At 76.2% G+C, this 17565-nt stretch carries 12 protein-coding genes; 5 read left to right on the forward strand and 7 right to left on the reverse strand.

Going from position 1 to position 17565, the window contains the following annotated elements:
* Positions 1 to 184: 184 nt before the first annotated feature.
* From ABGB06_RS24380 to ABGB06_RS24395, 4 genes are read right to left on the reverse strand one after another with little or no spacing between them, the layout of a single operon-like run.
* Positions 185 to 3817 (reverse strand): CHAT domain-containing protein, encoded by a 3633-nt coding sequence (locus ABGB06_RS24380; protein ID WP_347592901.1) that lies wholly within the window; start codon positions 3815 to 3817, stop codon positions 185 to 187.
* Positions 3818 to 3836: 19 nt separating this feature from the next.
* The gene (locus ABGB06_RS24385) at positions 3837 to 5366 is read right to left on the reverse strand and encodes a hypothetical protein (protein WP_347592903.1); all 1530 of its coding nucleotides are present in this window, start codon (positions 5364 to 5366) and stop codon (positions 3837 to 3839) included.
* A complete protein-coding gene (locus tag ABGB06_RS24390) occupies positions 5341 to 6249 on the reverse strand; it encodes a hypothetical protein (RefSeq protein ID WP_347592905.1) in 909 nt (302 codons plus the stop codon). Before ABGB06_RS24390 ends, ABGB06_RS24385 begins: the two co-directional genes overlap by 26 nt.
* A gap of 1 nt (position 6250) precedes the next feature.
* On the reverse strand, positions 6251 to 6874 hold the full coding sequence (locus tag ABGB06_RS24395; RefSeq protein ID WP_347592907.1) for a hypothetical protein: 624 nt from the start codon (positions 6872 to 6874) through the stop codon (positions 6251 to 6253).
* 318 nt (positions 6875 to 7192) lie between these two features.
* Here ABGB06_RS24395 and ABGB06_RS24400 point away from each other — a divergent pair, with 318 nt between their 5' ends.
* A complete protein-coding gene (locus tag ABGB06_RS24400) occupies positions 7193 to 8329 on the forward strand; it encodes a macro domain-containing protein (RefSeq protein ID WP_347592909.1) in 1137 nt (378 codons plus the stop codon).
* Positions 8330 to 8366: 37 nt separating this feature from the next.
* Here the strand turns inward: ABGB06_RS24400 and ABGB06_RS24405 are convergent, their stop codons facing one another.
* The gene (locus ABGB06_RS24405) at positions 8367 to 9152 is read right to left on the reverse strand and encodes a 4Fe-4S single cluster domain-containing protein (protein WP_347592911.1); all 786 of its coding nucleotides are present in this window, start codon (positions 9150 to 9152) and stop codon (positions 8367 to 8369) included.
* Between the two features lie 287 nt (positions 9153 to 9439).
* On the opposite strand from ABGB06_RS24405, the gene ABGB06_RS24410 reads away from it, so the two are divergent.
* From ABGB06_RS24410 to ABGB06_RS24425, 4 genes are read left to right on the forward strand one after another with little or no spacing between them, the layout of a single operon-like run.
* Entirely contained in the window at positions 9440 to 11788 is a 2349-nt protein-coding gene (locus tag ABGB06_RS24410; protein WP_347592913.1) for a protein kinase, read from the forward strand.
* On the forward strand, positions 11785 to 13503 hold the full coding sequence (locus tag ABGB06_RS24415) for a hypothetical protein (protein ID WP_347592915.1): 1719 nt from the start codon (positions 11785 to 11787) through the stop codon (positions 13501 to 13503). Before ABGB06_RS24410 ends, ABGB06_RS24415 begins: the two co-directional genes overlap by 4 nt.
* Entirely contained in the window at positions 13500 to 15500 is a 2001-nt protein-coding gene (locus tag ABGB06_RS24420) for an AAA family ATPase (RefSeq protein ID WP_347592917.1), read from the forward strand. Before ABGB06_RS24415 ends, ABGB06_RS24420 begins: the two co-directional genes overlap by 4 nt.
* Positions 15497 to 16081, forward strand: coding sequence for an FHA domain-containing protein (locus ABGB06_RS24425; RefSeq protein ID WP_347592919.1), 585 nt, complete (start codon positions 15497 to 15499; stop codon positions 16079 to 16081). Before ABGB06_RS24420 ends, ABGB06_RS24425 begins: the two co-directional genes overlap by 4 nt.
* On the opposite strand, the gene ABGB06_RS24430 is transcribed toward ABGB06_RS24425, so the two are convergent.
* Together ABGB06_RS24430 and ABGB06_RS24435 are read right to left on the reverse strand one after the other, a co-directional pair.
* Positions 16075 to 16770, reverse strand: a complete 696-nt coding sequence (locus ABGB06_RS24430) for an RES family NAD+ phosphorylase (protein ID WP_347592921.1) — start codon at positions 16768 to 16770, stop codon at positions 16075 to 16077. The two genes, ABGB06_RS24425 and ABGB06_RS24430, sit on opposite strands and share 7 nt — an antisense overlap.
* Complete coding sequence (locus ABGB06_RS24435) at positions 16770 to 17447, reverse strand: hypothetical protein (protein ID WP_347592923.1); 678 nt, start codon at positions 17445 to 17447, stop codon at positions 16770 to 16772. The genes ABGB06_RS24430 and ABGB06_RS24435 overlap by 1 nt, the downstream gene beginning before the upstream one ends.
* Positions 17448 to 17565 lie beyond the last annotated feature (118 nt).

The following is a 17565-nucleotide window of genomic DNA, read 5'->3' on the forward strand; positions in this document are numbered from 1 at the left end:
GTCGCGGTCCTCGCGGTCGGACCCGGTGACCTCCAGATCCGCGGCGTCGCCCTCGTCGAAGGTCACCGTGTGGCTTTCGGTGATCGGCGGCAGGGTGGCGTCGCCGCGGCGGGCGCCCGCCCATCACCGCTCCTGCCGGCGTCGGAACCAAGCCGGCGTCACTCTAGGGGGTTGGCCCGACCGCTCAACGGTGCCGTGGGTCCGCGGGTGCGACGGGGCCGCCCGACGGGTTGCCCTGGTGGGTGAAGGCCGCCCAGTGGTGGACGTGGTGCAGGTCCGGGTGCCCGGCCTCGCGGAGCAGCGGGTCGCGCAGGGAGGGCGGCGGGCGGCGGTCCCGGTCGAGCATCCAGCGCTGGGCGGCGTGCAGCGCGTCCGCCGGGGGGAGGCCGCGGTCGGCGAGGAAATGGTGGAAGACGGCCATCAACACGGCGGTGGCGCCCTCGCGGACGGCCCAGCGGGAGCCGACGACGTCCGCGGCGCCCCGGGCCACCAGGGCGGTGGCGAGGGTGAGGGCCTCGTCGTGGTCCCGGGTGCTGAGGTCGGTCTCGCAGGCGCTGAGCACGACGAGCGGCCCGGCGGCCTCCGGCGGCAGCGCGGCGGCCCGGTCCAGCATCCGGGCCACGGTCAACCCGTCCTCGCCGCCGGCCAGCTGGAGCGCGGAACGGGTCGGGCGGAGTCCGGCGACCGCGTGGCAGGCGACGTGCACCACGGCGGGCGTGACGGCGTCGGCGCCCGTGCCGCCCGCCCCGCCGGGGAGGACGGCGAGCAGATCGTCGGGGGTGCCCGCCGCGTCGGGCGGGTCGTCGCCGTCCGCGGCCGACGGGAACTCCCCGTACCGCAGCGCGTCCGGGTAGTGCGCGGCGCGCAGCGCCTCGGCCTCGATCTCGGACCAGACCAGGGTGAGCGAGGGATCGGCGACCAGCACCTGCCCGTCATCGACCGGCAGTCGCCGCCGGGCCGCGGCCCGCAGCGCCTCGCCGCCGGAGGGGGCGTAGCTGATCACGGCCCGCTCGCAGGCGTAACGCCGTTCCGCGCCGTCGGGCACCCGGGCCGCGTGCCAGGCGACGGCGCCGAGCGGGCCGCACGGCACCAGCACCAGCCTGGGAGGCTCCGCCGCGTCGTCGGTGAGGGCCCCGCGCGGCGGGAGCGCGGCGAGCACCGGGCCCATGACGGCGGGTCCGGCCCAGTCGCACAGCTCGTCCAACGCCGCGCGCCACGCGGCCTCCGCCTCGGCGTCCCCCTTCCGCCGGGACCGCTCCGCGGCGGCGTCGAGGTACGCCCGCAGCACCGGGTTGGCGAGGGTGAGCTCCGGCAGCCGCAGCGCCGTGGGCTCGCCGGACTCGGGGCGGTCGGGGCGGAGCAGCAGGGCGTAGCCGGCGGCGTTCTCGCCCAGCGCGGGCAGCAGGTAGACCAGCGCGTCCGCGGCGCACGCCGCCAGGCCCGCGGTCAGCTCCGACACCCCCGGCGTGCCCAGCGGCGCCTGGCCGCCCAAGGCGTCGAGCGCCCGGCGCCGCAACGCGCTCGGCACCGTGGGCCCCGACTGGTCGGCGGCCTGCCGCAGGAACACCTGCGCGGCCTCGGGCCGCAGCAGGTCCTCGGGCACGGCGCCGCGCCACTCCTCGGCCAGCTCCGGGTGGCCGGCGTCCGCCAGCAGCCCGGGCACGTCCCGGGACGCGGCCGCGGCCCGCAGCACCATCGCCCGGCCCAGCTCCAACGCCTCGACGGCGGTGGCCGCCCGGCCGGCGTGCGCGGCCTCGTGGGCCACCCGCAGCGCGTGGCTGGCGCCGCTGCGCGCGGTGGCCAGGGCGTGTTCGGTGCCGAGCTGCAGCAGCACGTCGGCGGCATGTTCGGCCAGCGCGGCGCGCCCGGCGGCCAGCGCGGCGGCGTGGTCGGCGGCGACCCGTTCGGGGTCCGCGCCGATGTGTCGGCCGATGTGGTGGCGGAGGAAGTAGGCGTCGGACAGCCCGGCCAGCGCCATGGCGTCGCGCACCGCCCCGCGGCCGGCGGCGGCCAGCTCGTGGACCCGCTCCAGTTCGGTGACGCCCTCGTCGAGCATGCCGACGTCCTCGTGCAGTAGGGCGGCCTGGAGCAGCGTCCGGCCGAGGAAGTACCGCAGCACCGCCTCCTGGTGGCTGACGAACCGGGGGCCCTCCAGCGCCTGGCGCAGCGCGGCGATCGCCTCGCCCGAGGCCTCCCGGTCGGGCTCCATGGTCGCCACGTTGGCCAGCACGACGGCGCGCTGGACGGGGCGGTAGGCGGCGAGCAGCGGCGGAGCGTGCTCGGGGTCGGCCGCCTCCCGCAGGTAGCGGCGGGCCCGTCGCAGGTGGTCGGCGCGGTCGGGCCCGCGCTGTCGCAGGCCGTGCTCCCGGTGGGCGCTGCCGAGGGCCAGGGCGATCGAGAACCGCCATTCGTCGTCCGGCGGCAGGCCCTCGTACAGGCCGGTCAGTTCGGCGATCAGCCGCGGGTGCACGGACGGGTCGCCGGTGCGGTTCGCGAGGTCCATCTCGCGGAAGGCGCCGCTGACCGTCAACTGGAGGTTCATCAGGGCGTCGTTCGGCAACGGGCCGCGCAGGTCCCGGTCGAGGATGCCGCGGATGGCCCGGGTCATCGCCACCGAGGCGTCGGCGTCCTGGAGGCTGCCGGAGAGCATCTCCGCGTGGGAGAGCAGGCTGGCGAGGTCGGCGCGGGCGGACTGCGCCTCGCGGCTGTCCTCGGGGAGCACGTCGATCGTCTCGATGATCCGGGCGGCGGCGCGTTCGAGCAGCTCGGGATCGCCCTCGCGCAGGGCGCGGAGCATGTCGCCCTGGGCGACGAGGCTCCGTTCCTGGGCCGCTCGCCCGGGCCACGAAGGGCTCTCGGCGTCCTCGGTCACCGGTTCGGCCGCGGCCGCGTCCGTCTCGTTCCAGTCCGTGGAACCGGGGTCCAGCACGCCCAGCATCATCCGCAGGTAGGACCGCATCTTGGCGAACTCGGCTCGTGCCGGGGTGTTCCGGGGCAGCCCGTCCAGCATCTCGTCCAGCCCTTCGACGACGGCGCGCAGGGCGTCGGGCTGCCGGGCGTCGTCCTCCCCGCCCGCGCGGATCCGCGTCAGCAGGTCGGCCATCCGGCCGGCGTCCGGGCCGGTCACGCCCCACCTGGCGAGCTCCTCCGCCGCGTCGGGCCCGGACTCGCCGCCGAACAGCCACATCAGCATGCGGAACGCCGGATGGGTGCCGTCGGGCGCGGCGCCGGCCAGGTCGCGCATGGTGCCGGCGAAGTCCGGGTTGTCCGGGGCGAGTCCTTCGGAGACGCGTCGGAGATACGCCAGCCGCTGCCGCGTCGGTTCGGGGAGCGGGGCGGCGTCGAGGCGGTCCAGGATCTCCAGGACCTCGGCGGTGTGGCGGCGCAGGGAGTCTTCGAGCCCTCCCGTGCCTCCGCCGAACAGCGCGGCCTCGCCGATCTCGCCGGTGAGGCTCGCCCCGTCCGGCATGGTGGGGCGCAGGAACTGGAGCAGTTGGAGGCGGGCGTGTACCGCCAGCGGGTCGGTGTCGGCGCCGTTCCGATGGGTCCAGCGCAGGTGCGGCAGGGCCGCCTCGTGGTCGCCCCGGTGACCGCGCAGGGCGAGGAGCCCGCCGAGGCGCGGCACGACCGCCGCCCGCGCCCGGTCGTCCGCGGGCAGCAGCCGCTCGATGGTGGCGAGTTGGTCGACGACCTGGTCCAGTCCCTCGCCCCCGCCGCGCAGCAGCACGTCGGCCTGGCTGGTGGCCACGGCGGCCCAGTCCCGTATCCCGGACGGGACCGCGTCGGTCCCCTCGCTGCTGACGCTGTCGTCGGTCACGGCATCCCCTCGGCTGGTCCTACCCGTTCCGCCAGTCGCTCAGACGGCGGGCGGGCAGCGGCAGAAGCGGCCACCTGCCCGACAGCCGCATCGCGGCCTCGGTCACCGCCGGATCGCCCGAACCCGACGCCACCCCGTCCACGTAGGCGTGCGCCGCCGCCTCGTACAGGTCGATCACCTCGAGCAGCGCCGCGTCGTGTGCCTCCTGCCGGGCCTCGGACTCGGCCGGATGGCCGTCGGCCAGCTGGCCGGTCCGCCGGGCGGCCAGCACCGCCTCGCGCTCCGCCGCGTCCAGGCGCTCCCGCCGCCGGAACGTGTCCCGGTAGGCGGCGAGGAACGGGTGGGCGCGGCCGATGCCGAGCAGGAAGGCGACGCCGCCGGAGAGCAGCAGCAGCGCCACGAACATCAGGCTCATCGTCTGTTCGCCGACGTCGAGTTCGGCCAACACGCTCTCCCGGCCCAGCTGCTCCTGGTCGATCGCGTCCTGGTACTCGGGGTCGGCCACGTAGGGTTCGGGCTCCTCGGCGAGGAGGCTGGTGCGCAGGTCGCCCAGCACCCAGCAGGCGTAGGCCCAGGCGCCGAGCAACGCCAGACCCGGCAGGGCCAGCAGCCGGGGCGCGCCGGTGGCGGGGATCCGGTTGAGGAGGCGGCCCAGCACGTGCGGGACGACGATCATGATCGTGCCGACGGCGAAGGTGAAGGTGGCGGTCAGGAGGTTGCTGGTCGCGTCGCCCACGCCGTGCAGACGGCGGAAGACGCTCCAGTAGATGGGCAGTTCGACCAGGGCCAGGCAGACCAGCAGGGCCACGGTGCCCCACCGGGACATGGCGGACTCGCTGGTGGCACCCTCCCAGCGCGCCCGCCGCGCGGCCGGGTCACCGGCCGGCTCCGCCGCGGCGAACCCCTCGTGCTCGGCGAGCCCTTCTCGCTCGGCGTCACCGGTGTCCCCGGCGTTCCCGGCGTCTCGGGAGCGTTCGGCGTCCCCGTTGTGGTCCGGCGGTCCGGGCGGCGCGGCGCGGCGAGGCGCGCCCCCGCGGCGCGCCTCGGTCCAGCGCGCGAGCGCGTTCCTGGCCCGCTGGTCGCGGGCGGCCCGGGCGGCGAGCCGGTCCAGTTGCTCCCGGGTGATCTCCAACTGCTCCGTGTGCTCGTCCCTGACCTCGGCGGTGCGGCGCACGGCCGCCTCGGCCGCGGCCGACTCCGCCCTGGCCTGGCCCGCCGCGCGTTCGGCCGCCTGCCGTGCGGCCGCCGCCCGCCGCGCCAACCCCCGGCACCGCTGGTCGCGTTCGGACGCCAGTTCGGCCAGGCGCGGCAGCAGTCCCTCGTCCGTGAGCATCACGGAGTCGAAGCTCCCGCGACGGGCGGCCTCCCGCCCCTCCCGCCGGCACCGTTCGAGCAGCGGGGTGGGCGCGGAGCCCGCGGCGTTCGCCTCCTCGTCGCGGGGTGTCCGGCGCGCCCCGGCGCCCGCCACGCCGCGCGCCGAGCCCTCGGCGTCCGGGCGCCGGCGCCGCCGCCGCCCGCCGTCGTCACTGCCGATAGTCGAATGAGACATGGGTGTTCACCCGCTCTTCCAGGAGTTCCGTCCAGAACGCGTCGAACCCCTCGTACTCGGCGGGATCGTCGCTGAAGCGCATGCCGTACCCGGAAGGGAAGACGGTGGTGGTGTCGGGGAGGCCCGGCAGCCGTCCCTGGTCGGCCAGCTCGTCGATCGCCGCCGTGCGGGACTCCGCGGTCGTCAACTCGTTGGCGCGCAGCTGGAAGGAACGGTCCCACTGGATGAAGTCGCTCACCACGAGGACGTCGAACGGCTCGTCGCCGCCGGGCGCCGCGTGGGAGATCCGGTCCAGGGCGCCGAGCACGTCGGACCCCGCCGGCTGCTGCCGCCGGGCGCAGGCGAGCAGGTCGCGCGCCTGTTCCGCGGCGACGGCGCGCCAGGCCGCGCGCACCTCCTCCCGGTCGTCGGTCGCCTCGGCGTCCGGGTCCAGGTCGAGCGTCTCCTGCTGGCAGTCGGAGAACTCGGAGGCGAGGGTGATGGGCGCGAACGCCAGGGTGCGGCACTCCCGGTCCTGGAGGAAACGGGGCAGCGCCGTGTTCAGCTTCTCCTCGGCGTCGAATCCCTCGGGGCCCTCCTGCCCGGAGCCCGAGCCGTCGATGACGACGGCGCACGCCGTCGCGTAGCGGTCGCTGCTGGTGCCGAGCGCCTCGCCGACCTGGCCGCAGCCGGTGGCGCAGAGGGCGCAGAGGGCGCCGACGCCCGCGAGCAGCAGGGCCGCACCGCGGTTCGCTGCGCGATGCGCTGCGCGGCTCCTGGCGCGGTTCGCTGCGCGGTTGGTGGTGCGGGCCGTTGCGTGGTTGGTGGTGCGGTTCGCTGCCTGGTTCGCTGCACGGTTCGCGGCGTGGGGCGTGGTGTCTGGGGTCTGGGCGTGGTGGGTCATCTCACCGCTCCTTTCTGGCGGTCGTGGGTACCGTCCTGGTGCGGTCGAGGAGTTCGAGCGCGCGGGCCAGGGCGGTGGGGACCTCGGTGCCGGGCGGGCAGAGCCAGGAGTCGGGATGCTCCCAGGACGCGTCGAGCAGCAGCGGCGCCGGGCCCCAGTGCTCCAGGTAGGCCGGGGGCGGGTCGGGCACGTCCCGGTGGTTCCGGCGCACGGCGTCCCAGTAGCGCGCGATCTGCTGGTTGATCTGCTCGGTGACGGCGGTGGCCCGGTAGCGGCATACGTCCACCTGGGCGCGCCACTCGCCGACCCGCTCGCCGAACCCGGCCAGCGCCGCGGGTGCGGGCCGGCCCCTGTGGTCGTACTCGGCCACCACGTGCGCCGCCCGCCGCCTGATCTCGGTCACGAGGTGCCGCTCGCGGTACATCAGCCGGGCCCGCAGCTGCTCGATGGCCCGGCGCGCGGTGGCCCGTTGTTCGCTGATGTACGGCGTGACGGCCCGCGGTTCCGACGGCGCCGGGGGCGGCGGCACGTGCGGCAGACCGTGTCGCCCGTCCCGCCAGCCGTGCAGCGACGCCGCCCACCGGGCCCGCGGCGGCGGCGTTGCCCGCCGAACGACGCGTCCCACGCTCTCGGTTCTCATCATCGCCGTGAATTCCCCTCTCCGGGCCGCCAGCCATTCGGCGTTCGGTCTTTGAGGCGTCGATCACTCGGCGTCGTTGATTCGACGACGACCGCCCGATTTCGCGAGTCGCGGCGGGCCTCATGACATACGCCTAGACCCATGCCCTAACACGCCACGACCCCCGCCCGGAGCGGATAACGGCCCTTGGCCCGGCTATCACCCCGGTTCCGCCCGGGTTCCGCCCGGGAGGTGGCCCGCCATGGCGGACGTGACGCGTTCCGGCGCTCCCCTTCGGAGGACCGGGCGTTCTATCGTTGCGTCATGGGTCAGGACACCGAATCCACTTCCCGTGCACCGTCCCACTCCGACATCCTGAGCGACCTCAAGGGCCTGCGCCGGCCCGGTCTGGTCCGGCTGCGCGACGCGCCGCCGCCGGCCCTGCGACGCGCCGCCGAGCGCTGCGGGTTGTGCGCCGGGGACGAGGACGCGCCCGCCGGCATCGAGGAGCTGTTGCGTCAGGCGGTGCGGCAGCTCGGCGAGGAGGACGATCTGGGCCGGGCGGCGGCGTACACCTTCGGCCTGGTGCCGGGGTTCCGCGGGGCCGCCGCGCAGGACCGGCGCAAACGGGCCGCCGAGGTGTACGGGATCGCCCCGGAGACCTTCCGCAAGGCGCCCGAGGAGAAGGTGCTGGCACAACTCGCCGAGGCGGTGCTGGCGTTGTGCGCGACACGGACGGCGCCGCGGAGCTCGCAGTCCGCCGACCGGCCGCGCCCCGAGTCGCGCCCGCAGTGGGACGATCCGTCCCCGCCCACGGCGTTCACCACCACCGTGGCCGACGCGCCCGTGCCCTTCGTGCTGCACGTCTCCCCGGTGGACCTGCTGCGGGACATCGACATCCTGGTGTCCTCGGAGAACGTCTACCTGGAGATGTCCAAGACGTTCATGCCGACCCTCTCCGGCTCGCTCCGCTGGGCGGGCGCGGTCCGGGACTCGGCCGGGGAACTGGTGGAGGACGTGCTCGCGGACGAACTCGCCGCCTGGGTACGGCAACACCACCGGCCGGCGCTGCCGGTCCGGCCGGGCACGGTCGCGCCCACCTCCTCCGGCGCCCTGGCCGCGCGCGGCATCCGCCGGGTCTACCACGCGGCGGTGGCGGTGCCGTTGGGCGGCGGCTACTCGGTGGCCCCCGGCGACATCGCCCGGGCCGTCCGCGAGTCCTTCGCGCTGGCCCGCGCCGAGCGGGACGCGTTCGACCCGCCGCTGTCGTCGATCTGCTTCCCGCTGATGGGCGCGGGGCGCGGCCGGGTGCCGCCCGAGGTCAGCGCCCGGTGGATCGGCTGGGCGGTGCACGAGGAACTGCAGCGCGACCCGCGGTGGACGGTGCACATGGTGACCAGGAACCGGGCAACCGCGGAGGCCGTGGCGGACCTCGGCGTCGAGGCCGACCCGACGACCTGACGCGCCCCACCCGGCCCCCCGCCGTCCCCCATCGGCCTCACCGGGCGCGCCAGCTGCGGTTCGTCAGGCGCGTCCCGGCCCGGTCCAGCCGCGCCTCCAGCTCCGCCAACTCGCCCGGCGCTGGCACGCCGTAGATCACCACGCCGTCGGCCTCGACGACCTGGAGCGTCGGTCCCTCGGCCATCCGCGCCAGGTGGGGCGCGTAGCGCTCGTGGCCCAACGCGGTGCGCGGCGACAGCCGTTGGTTGGCTGAGCCGCGCCAGACCAGGCGGGTCGGCGCCGCGGCCCGGTACCGGCCGGTGACCAGGGCGTCGGCGTGGCGCACCGCCCGCAGCCGGTCCGGCGCCGCCGCCACCTCCGCGTCCGTGTAGCCGGTGTAGAGCAGGATGTCGGCGCGGCGCGTCGCGGACGCCTCCGCCCTGATCGCCGCGGCGCCCTCCAGAAAGCGGGCCAGGACGGCCGCCTGGGCCAGCGGCTCGCCGCCGCTGACGGTCAGGCCCGCCGCCCCGTCCGCCAGCGCCCGGCGCCACCGGGCCAGCAGCTCCGTCACCGCCACCGGACGCCCGCCCGCCGGGTCCCAGGTGTGCCGCGACATGCAGCCGGGGCAGGCCAGCGGGCAGCCCTGGAACCAGACGCCGAGGCGGCGTCCCGGGCCCAGCGTCGTGACGGGGAAGTACACGCCGCTGATCCGCGCCGCCGGCGGCGCCGGCGCGTTCCCCGAAGCCGCCCCTGTCGTCGGGTCCGTCGGGTCCGTCGGGTCCGTCGGATCGGGCGGGTCGCCTTCCGGGTTCGTCGTCGGGTCGGGCGGGGGGGTCGGGTCCATCGTCGCCCCCGTTCTCTCGTGTCGCGGAATGTGCCGGATCGCTTCCCCGGTTCCCGCCCGCCGGGTGCCCCGACCCGGGCAGCCCGGAATTCCGACGGAACTCGCCCGGAAAAGCACCGGCGTTCGGAAGAACTTCCCCGACCGTCGCCCAATCGGCGTCGCTACGCTTCGATCTGTCGTTCCGCGGAGTTCCCGGGCAGCCGGATCCACCGATTCCGGCGCGCTCGCGAAACGCGGAAAGCGAAGAGCGGAACGCGGAATTCAGCCGTCGCGTGGAGGCGATCATCGTGACCGACCAGGCCCCGCCGCGGACACCTCCCGCCGGCCCCGGCGGTATCCCCGCCACCGTGGTGGAAACGGAGGTGCCCTTCGCCCTCGACGACAACCGGGGCGACACCTCGTTGCCGCCCGAACCGCTGCGCTCCCGTTTCCGCTTCCTCGAACGGCTCGGCGACCGGCCCCAGGAGCCCGGCGAGGCGGCGGTCTACCGGGTGAGCGACGGGGACGGCGACCACGTCATCAAGTGGTACCACCGGGACCGCGCCCCCGATCCGCGGGTGGCCGAGGTACTCGGCGCCCGGCGGTTGCCGCACGTCACCCACCTCGTCGAGACCGGCGCCGTCGACGGCCATCCGTACGAGATCGCGCCGTCGCACGGCAACACCGACCTCGCCCGGTACCGCGAGCGGCACCGGGACCCGGCGCCGCCGGCCATGCTGCGCGCCCTGGTGGCGCAGTTGCACGCCGCCCTCGACGCCGTGCACCGCCTGGGCGTCGTGCACCGCGACGTCACGCCCGCCAACATCGTGCTCAGCACCCTGGACCTCGCCGACCCGGGTCTCACGCTGACCCTCGTCGACTTCTCCTCCTCCGCGTTCACGACCGAGGAGCGTCCCGCGGCGGCCGGCGAGCCCTGGGTCGGCACGGCCCGCTACCTCTCCCCGCAGGCGGTGGCGGCGCGGCAGATGATCCATCCGCAGGCCGACTGGTGGTCGCTGGGCATGATCCTCGCCGAACTGGTCGGCGGCCGGCATCCCATCCGGCACAGCGAACCGGGGTACGTGCACAGCGAGATCACCACCCGGCCGCCCGACCTCTCCCTCGTCACCGACGCCCGGTGGCGCCTGCTGTGCCAGGGACTGCTGACCCGGGACCCGCGCGAGCGGTGGGGCGCCGACCAGGTCGGCAGGTGGCTGGCCGGAGACGCGCCGCCCGTCGCCGCCGCCGACTGGTCGGCGCCCACCGGATCGCCGGCCGGGTCGCCGGCCGGGCCCGCCGGCGGTGTGGAGACGTTTCCCTTCATGGGGCGGGAGTTCACCGACCCCGTCGAGCTGGGCATGGCGTTCGACGATCACTGGCGGCGGATGGTCGCCGCCCTCGCCGATGGTCGGTCCCGCCGGCGCTTCGCGGGCTGGCTGCGGCAGTTCACCGACGCGCCCCGGTACGACGAGGCAGCGCGCGCCGAACTCGCCGCGCTGATCGACCTCCTGAAGCGCCGGGGCCACCGGGACCTCAGGGACCGCGGCCCGGCGGACACCACGCTCGTCCGGCTGCTGTCCTGGCTGGCACCGCCGCTCGAACCCGGCTACCGCGGCGAACCGCTGTCCCCGGACGGCGATCTGGCGGAGCTGGCCGCGCGCGCCGAGGACGGCGAGGCCCGCGCGCTGTCCGTCGTCGAGGCGCTGGCGCACCACCCGGTCCTGCCGCTGCTCGACGCTCGCCCCGGCGGCGAGGGCCTGGCAGCGACCGACGTGGCGTGGCGGGCGGCGCGGCGGCGCTGGCCGGCCGAGGTGGCGGCGCTGCGCGAGGAGGTCCCGGCGCTCCGGGAGGAGGGCGTGGCGGCGCGCACCGCGCTGACGGGCGCGGAGGGGCGCCGCCTGCTGGCCGCGCTGCTGCGCCTGGTGGCCGCGCCGGAACGCCGCCGGGCGCAGCTCGACGAGCACGCCTCCCGGCAGCTGCGGGAGCTGCCCGAACCCGTGGACTGGTACGCCCGGTTGGTGCGCGACCGGCGCGACCCGGTGCGGCTGCTGCTGGCCCACCGCCTGTCGGGCCTGGCCAGGGAGGAGGCGTGGCGGGCCAGGGACGAGCGGGTCAGGCGGCGCGCGGAGCGGCGTTTCTGGGAGGAGCAGCGGTGGGCGGCGGAATGGGTCAACGCCCGGGAGCTGCCCGTCGCGCTCGCCTGGGCGGCGGCCGGCGCCGCGGCGGTGACGCTGCCGTGGTTCTTCCTCGTCGGCCTGTCGGACGTGGCGGGCTGGGCCCCGCAGGGAACCGTGGTGCGGGCGTGGGCGTGGTCGGTGCCGGCCGCCGCCGTGACGTTCGCCGCGGAGCTCTGGGCGGCCTACCGCATCGGCTACCTCAACTACCGCCCCGACTACCGCTACCACCCGAACCACTCACTGGCCGGGCGGATCATCAACGCCGGGGGACGGGCGGCCCGCCCGGTGCGGCGCCACCGGGTGCTCGGCGCGCTGGCGGTGTCGGCGGCGGTGGGCCTGCTGTTGGGCACGCTCCTGGTCGCGGCCTGGCTCTGGCCGGCGGGCACGGTGCTGGCGGTGGTGTGGTGGACCTGGTACCGGCAACGAGTCTGGTCCGGGCGGCGCCCGGCACCCGTGGCACCGGCCGGGGGACGATCATGAGCAGCGGATTCGCCATCCCCGACGTGACCTTCGTCGTGCCCGGCATCGACTTCCCTCCCGCGGACGTCCCCACGGACCTCCCCGCGGACGTGCCCACCGCGGACCTCCCCGCCGACGTGCCCGCCACGGACCTCCCCGCCGACCTTCCCGCCGCCGACTTCCCCGCCCTCGACCTCCCGTCCGTCGAGTCCGTCGGATCCGAGGTGACCGAACAACTGCTCGACCTTCTCGTCCCGGCCGCGCTCGGCCTGGGCGCGCTGAGCGGCGCGCTGCTCGCCGGGCGGGCCGCCATGGCCGGCACCCAGCTCCTGGCCGCGGCGGCGCTCCGGGCCGCCGAGGCGCAGCGGGAACGCGCCGAAGAGACGAACCGGGCCCGGACTTCCCAACGATGCTGGCAGGACGCCGCGTTCGCCGTCTGCCGCGCCAACGCCCGGATCGAGGCCCTCCGCGCCCGCGTCCGCCGGGCCCGTCCGCCGGGCGGTCCCGGCGCGGGCCCCGGCACGGGGCCCGACGCGCCGCCACTCCCCGACCTGCCGCCGACCCTCGACCCGGTGCGGATGAGCCTCGACCGGATCCGCGCGTGGCTCGCCGAGACCGACCGGGCCGTGCGGCGCGTGGAGGCCGAGCTGGCCCGGCGGGCCCTGGCGTCGCCCGCCGCGGCCCGGGACGGCCGACCCGACGAACAACGCGACGAACAACGCGACGACCGACGGGCCGCCGCCGTGGCACGCCTGCGGGCCCGCCGGACTCGGGCGCTCGCGGCCTACGCCGAGGCCCGCACCGAACGCGAGGCCGGGGACGCCCTGCCGCCGTACGCCCCGCCGCCGCAGGACGCCCGGACCCTGACGGCCGACCGGGTCGTCGAGGCGGGCGAGCAACTGCTGGCCAGCCTCGACCCGGCCGTCCCGGCCGCCGCCTGCGCCCGGATCCAGGAGCAGCTCGCCCACGCCGCCGAACTCGCCCCGGAGCGGCCCGCCGACGCCCTGCTGCACCTCACCGAGGCCCGCGACCTGGTCTACGCCGCGAACTGGCGCGCGGCCGACCGGCGGGAGACGGCCGAATGGGCCGCCCAGCAGCTGGGCTTCCTGCGCCAGCCGCTTCCGGAGCCGGGACCAGGTCCCGAACCCCCCGAGCTGCTCGCCACCCTGGAGCGGATCGTCGAACGCGGCGACCCCGTCGACCCCCGGCTGCGGGCCGAGATCAGCGTCCGCGTCGCGGCCCGGACCGCCGCGCTGGAACGCCTCTACGTGGCCCAGCTGGTGCGCCGGCAGATCGCCCAACGGGCGGGCGGGAGCAGGGTGACGGTCCGCCGGCCGGCGCCCGGCGTCGAGCTCCTCGAATGGGCACCGCCCGAATGGGGCACGGAGCACTGGCTGCGCCTCGCCCTCGACGCCGAGGGCACCGTCCGGGTGCAGACCGTGCACCGGGCCAGGGACGCGCGGGAGGAGACCGCCGAGGCGCGGGCGTTGGACCGCGAGCGCTGCCGGGAGGCGGGCCGCCGGCTGGCCCGGCTGCTGCGGGAGGCCGCCGACGCCGGGGTCGCGCTCGACCTGGTCTTCGACGAGACGGCGACGGTCGCCGGCACCCGTCCGGGCCCGGCGGGCGAGGCGGACCGCCGCCCGGAGGGGTGCGAGGCCAAGATCTACCGTCAGCTCAGCCACGACGGCCGCGACCACGACGGCCCCGGCGGCCGGCACGGCGGGCGCCGGCCATGAGCGACCTCCTCGCCAAGACGCCCCGGCCGGGCAGGCCCGCCGGCCTGGAGCTCCCGGCGTTCGCCCAGGAGCTGGCCGGCACCCTGAGCGTCCACGCGCAGTACGTGCTGCACGGCAACATCAGGGACGACTACCTCATCCGCCACCACGGCCGCGACCGGCACTTCGGCATGGCCGGGCTGCTCTGGCACACCCTCCGACACCAGGGCTACGACGCGCTGGTCCGGTACGACGTGGTGGACGGCTTCACCGTGCACCCCGCCGCCGCCCTGCCCGACGCCGAACGCGTGCTGGGCCGCGGCACCGTGGGCCGCCGCCACCGGGACCGGCTGCTGCGCGGCGCCGCGCCCCCCGCGTTGCGCGAGATGGAGCCCCTGCTGCGCGCCGTGGCCACCGGCCTGCCGCCGCGGCGCGACCACCGGCAGCGCGCCGCCCCGGCCGAGCCGGGGCCCGACGACGCGGCGGGTCAGGAGGCGCCGCGGCGGCTGGCGTTGCTCATCGAGTACGCCGGCCGCATCTGCACCGACGTCGCCCGACTCAGCGACGCCGAGCGCGACTTCTTCCTCGGCTGCCTGAAGCTCGCCAACGACGTGGCGCCGCTGCACCATCCCCGCAGCGGCCGGGACCTGTTCAACCCGGTGATCTGGTTGACCGAGGGCGAGCGGGACCTGCCGACGTGGCTGGTGTCCGGCAGCGACCGCATCCGCACCATCGGCGTGCCGCTCCCCGACCTGGGCGACCGCGAACGGATGGCGCGCCTGCAGGCCGCCGAGTTCGCCGACCTGTCGGAGCCCGAGGCCGGTCGTGCCGGCCGCGCGTTCACCCGCGCCGCGGCCGGCCTCACGCTCCGCGCCATGCGCGAATGCGGGCGGCTGGCCCGCGACCGGCGGCTGGACTACACCCGGATGCCCGACGCGGTCCGCATCTACCGCCTGGGCGTCGAGGACAACCCGTGGCGCCGCGGCCACGTCCGCCAGCAGATCAGCGACGGCGAACGCCTCATCCGCGACCGGGTCAGGGGCCAGGACCGGGCGATCGCCACCACCATGGACATCCTCAAACGCGCGGCCCTGGGCCTGTCCGGCGCGCAGGCCGCGCACCCCGGCACCCGGCCGCGCGGCGTGCTGTTCCTCGCCGGGCCGACCGGCACCGGCAAGACCGAGCTGGCCAAGTCCGTCGCGACCGTCCTCTTCGGCCGCGAGGACGCGTGCCTGCGGTTCGACATGAGCGAGTTCTCCGCGCCGCACTCCGCCGACCGGCTGGTCGGGGCGCCGCCCGGCTACGTCGGCTACGAGGCGGGCGGCGAGCTGACCAGCAAGGTGCGGGCCGACCCGTTCCGGGTGGTCCTCTTCGACGAGGTGGAGAAGGCCGACAAGGGCGTGCTGGACAAGTTCCTCCAGGTGCTGGAGGACGGCAGGCTGACGGACGGCCAGGGCATCACCACCTACTTCAGCGAATGCGTACTGATCTTCACCTCCAACCTCGGGGTGCTGACCGAGGATCCGGCCACGGGGGAGAAGCGGCGGGCGGTCGACCCCGGCACCGACTACGCGGAACTGGCCGCCACCATCCACGAGAACGTCAAGCGCCACTTCGTGGAGGTCGTGGGCCGCCCGGAGCTGATGAACCGGCTGGGCGGGAACGTCGTCGTCTTCGACTTCATCAGCCGCGAGGTGGCCCGGTCGATCTTCGAGCTCCAGGTCCGCAACATCCAGTCGCTGATGCTCCGCGACCAGCAGCTGCACCTGCGGCTGTCCGACCAGGCCAGGGCGCACCTCGCCGAGCGCTGCACCGCCGATCTGGACAACGGCGGCCGGGGCGTCGGCAACGCGTTGGAGACGCTGCTGGTCAACCCGCTGGCGCGGGCGTTGTTCGAGGAGACCGAACTGCCCGAGGGCGGCACCGTCACGGTCACGGCGGTGACCGAGGACCCGGACGGCGGCGTGCGCCTCGCGCTGTGGATCGACCCGGACCGCGGCGAGGCCGACCCGCCGTGACGGACGAGCCGGACCCGGAGGAGGATGAGTGGGGAGATCCGGATCTCCCCCGCACCGACGCGCCGCCCGACGAACCCGACACGGAACCCGACGCGGAACCCGACGCCCGGTACGACCCGGGGGAGTGCGACGCCGGGCCCGCGCCCGGATTCGGCACCCGCCTCTGCTGGAACTGCGGCGATCCGGTCACCCGGTCCGCGGCCGACTGCCCGTCCTGCCTGACCCCGTTGGCCCACCTCGTCCTCGAACTCGACACCACCCCCGCCCTGCGCGCCACCGCCTGCCCCGGCAGGCCCCTGCGCCTGGGCCGCGATCCGGAGTGGGCGCCGAAGACCGCCCTGGCCCTGAGCCGCTCGCCCGGCGTCTCCCGGCGGCACGCCACCATCGGCGTCGATCCCGACGGCACCGCCTGGCTGACCGACGGCGGCGCCTCCGGCAGCCTGAACGGCACCTGGCTCAACGGGCACCGCCTCACCCCGGCCGGCACCCGCCACCGCCTGCACGACCGCGACGAACTCGCCCTGGGGCGCCGGGTGCGCGGCACCGTCCGGATCGACCCCGGACCGTCGCCGGCTCAGTGAGGCCCGCCGTCGGGCAACGCGATCGCGCTGCGCAGCCCGGCCCTGGCCAGCATCCGGTTGATCTCCCTGGCGTCCGCCGGATCGCCCAGCTCGTAGGAGACGACCTCCCCGTTCTCCCCGGCCTCGGTGGCCCGCAGCACCTCCGCCCCGCAGCGGTCGCCGAAGAGCAGGTACGCCCGGTGCGGGCGGCAGCGGCGGGACTGCCACTCCATGCCCTGCGCCCAGTCGGCGCTCCGGCGCAGCGCGTGTCCCCAGTACCGGGTGTGCGGGTACAGCATCGCGTCGGCCTCCAGCAGCCATCCGCTCTGGCTGACCGCGGCCAGGTCGCGCTCGCTGACCAGCCGGACGAGCTCCAGCGGCCGCACGGTGGTCACCCGGGTCAGCGCGTAGAGGGAGGCCCGCGCCCACGGGATCAGCCGCTGTCCCTCAGGACCTTCGAACGGCAGGGAGCGCAGCAGCACCTCGGCGAGCGCGACGGCCGGCCGCTGCGCGGCGTAGAGGTAGGGGAAGGGCTCCTCAAGCGTGGCGTCGAACCGGCCGCCCTGGAACGGCGAACGCGTCGGCTGGGGCTTGAACGCGTGGGCCGGGTACTTGACGCTGTGGCAGCGCCACAGCACGGTGCCGGCCGGCATGGTCTTCCGGCGCGGGACGATGCTCAGCGGCGGGTCGTACGGGTCGCGGGCGGGCATCAGTCGTCCTCCTCGACCAGGGCGCGGGCCACCTCGACGAGCATCACGTCGGGGACGCGCCCGAGGAGCTGCGCCGGCACGCCGCCCAGCCAGCCGTTGCCGCCGAGCCACCAGTCCGCCGCGCCCCACGGGTCCCGGTCGGCCAGCAGCAGCCGGTTGACGTACTGCACGACGGGGCGCGGACCACCGCCGTCCGGATCGAACTGGAAGTCGGGACAGCGGGTGCCGCGGTCGGGATCGACGAGCCGGATCAGGCCCTCGGCCTCCGGGTCGACGTCCGCGGCCGACCGCGACGGCTCGGCCAGCAGCCTCCGCCGCGCCCCCGCCACGATGCCCTCCGGCTCCGGGTCGTCCGCCTCGGGTGGGTCCGGCGGGTCCGGCGCCGCCAGGAGTACCAGCAGCTCCCGGGCCGGGGCCGAGGCGAGCAACGGGAAGTCGGGGCCGGAGGCGTACCGCAGCTGGTCCGCCACCGCCTCCCGCACCTGGCTGTCGTAGGGCAGCGACAACAGGGCCCGCCTGATCCGGAACGCGGCGCGCCTGGCCAGGTCCTCGTCGTCACCGGCCGCGGCCAGGTCGCCCAACGCCCGCCGGAACGTCTCGAACGTGTCGGGCGGCAGCCCCGCCCTGATCTCCGCCAGGTGCTCCCGGACGAAGGTCACCATCTCCGCCGCGTTCATCTCTCCGCCTCTCTCGGGTTCCGGCGCGGCCCCGGCACGGGAAGGACCGGATCGGACGCCCCCTCGTTCCGCGCCCGATCCGGCCCGGCACCGTGCCGGTCACGGCCGTCCCCGCCCC

Source organism: Streptomyces sp. B6B3 (genome assembly GCF_039871525.1).
Classification (GTDB): domain Bacteria; phylum Actinomycetota; class Actinomycetes; order Streptomycetales; family Streptomycetaceae; genus Streptomyces.

Excerpts from the sequence above, each read along its gene's own strand:
- ABGB06_RS24385 (WP_347592903.1), bottom strand. The coding sequence starts at position 5,366 with ATGTCTCATTCGACTATCGGCAGTGACGACGGCGGGCGGCGGCGGCGC.
- ABGB06_RS24390 (WP_347592905.1), bottom strand. The coding sequence starts at position 6,249 with ATGACCCACCACGCCCAGACCCCAGACACCACGCCCCACGCCGCGAAC.
- ABGB06_RS24400 (WP_347592909.1), top strand. The coding sequence starts at position 7,193 with ATGGGTCAGGACACCGAATCCACTTCCCGTGCACCGTCCCACTCCGAC.
- ABGB06_RS24405 (WP_347592911.1), bottom strand. The coding sequence starts at position 9,152 with ATGGACCCGACCCCCCCGCCCGACCCGACGACGAACCCGGAAGGCGAC.
- ABGB06_RS24415 (WP_347592915.1), top strand. The coding sequence starts at position 11,785 with ATGAGCAGCGGATTCGCCATCCCCGACGTGACCTTCGTCGTGCCCGGC.
- ABGB06_RS24420 (WP_347592917.1), top strand. The coding sequence starts at position 13,500 with ATGAGCGACCTCCTCGCCAAGACGCCCCGGCCGGGCAGGCCCGCCGGC.
- ABGB06_RS24430 (WP_347592921.1), bottom strand. The coding sequence starts at position 16,770 with ATGCCCGCCCGCGACCCGTACGACCCGCCGCTGAGCATCGTCCCGCGC.
- ABGB06_RS24435 (WP_347592923.1), bottom strand. The coding sequence starts at position 17,447 with ATGAACGCGGCGGAGATGGTGACCTTCGTCCGGGAGCACCTGGCGGAG.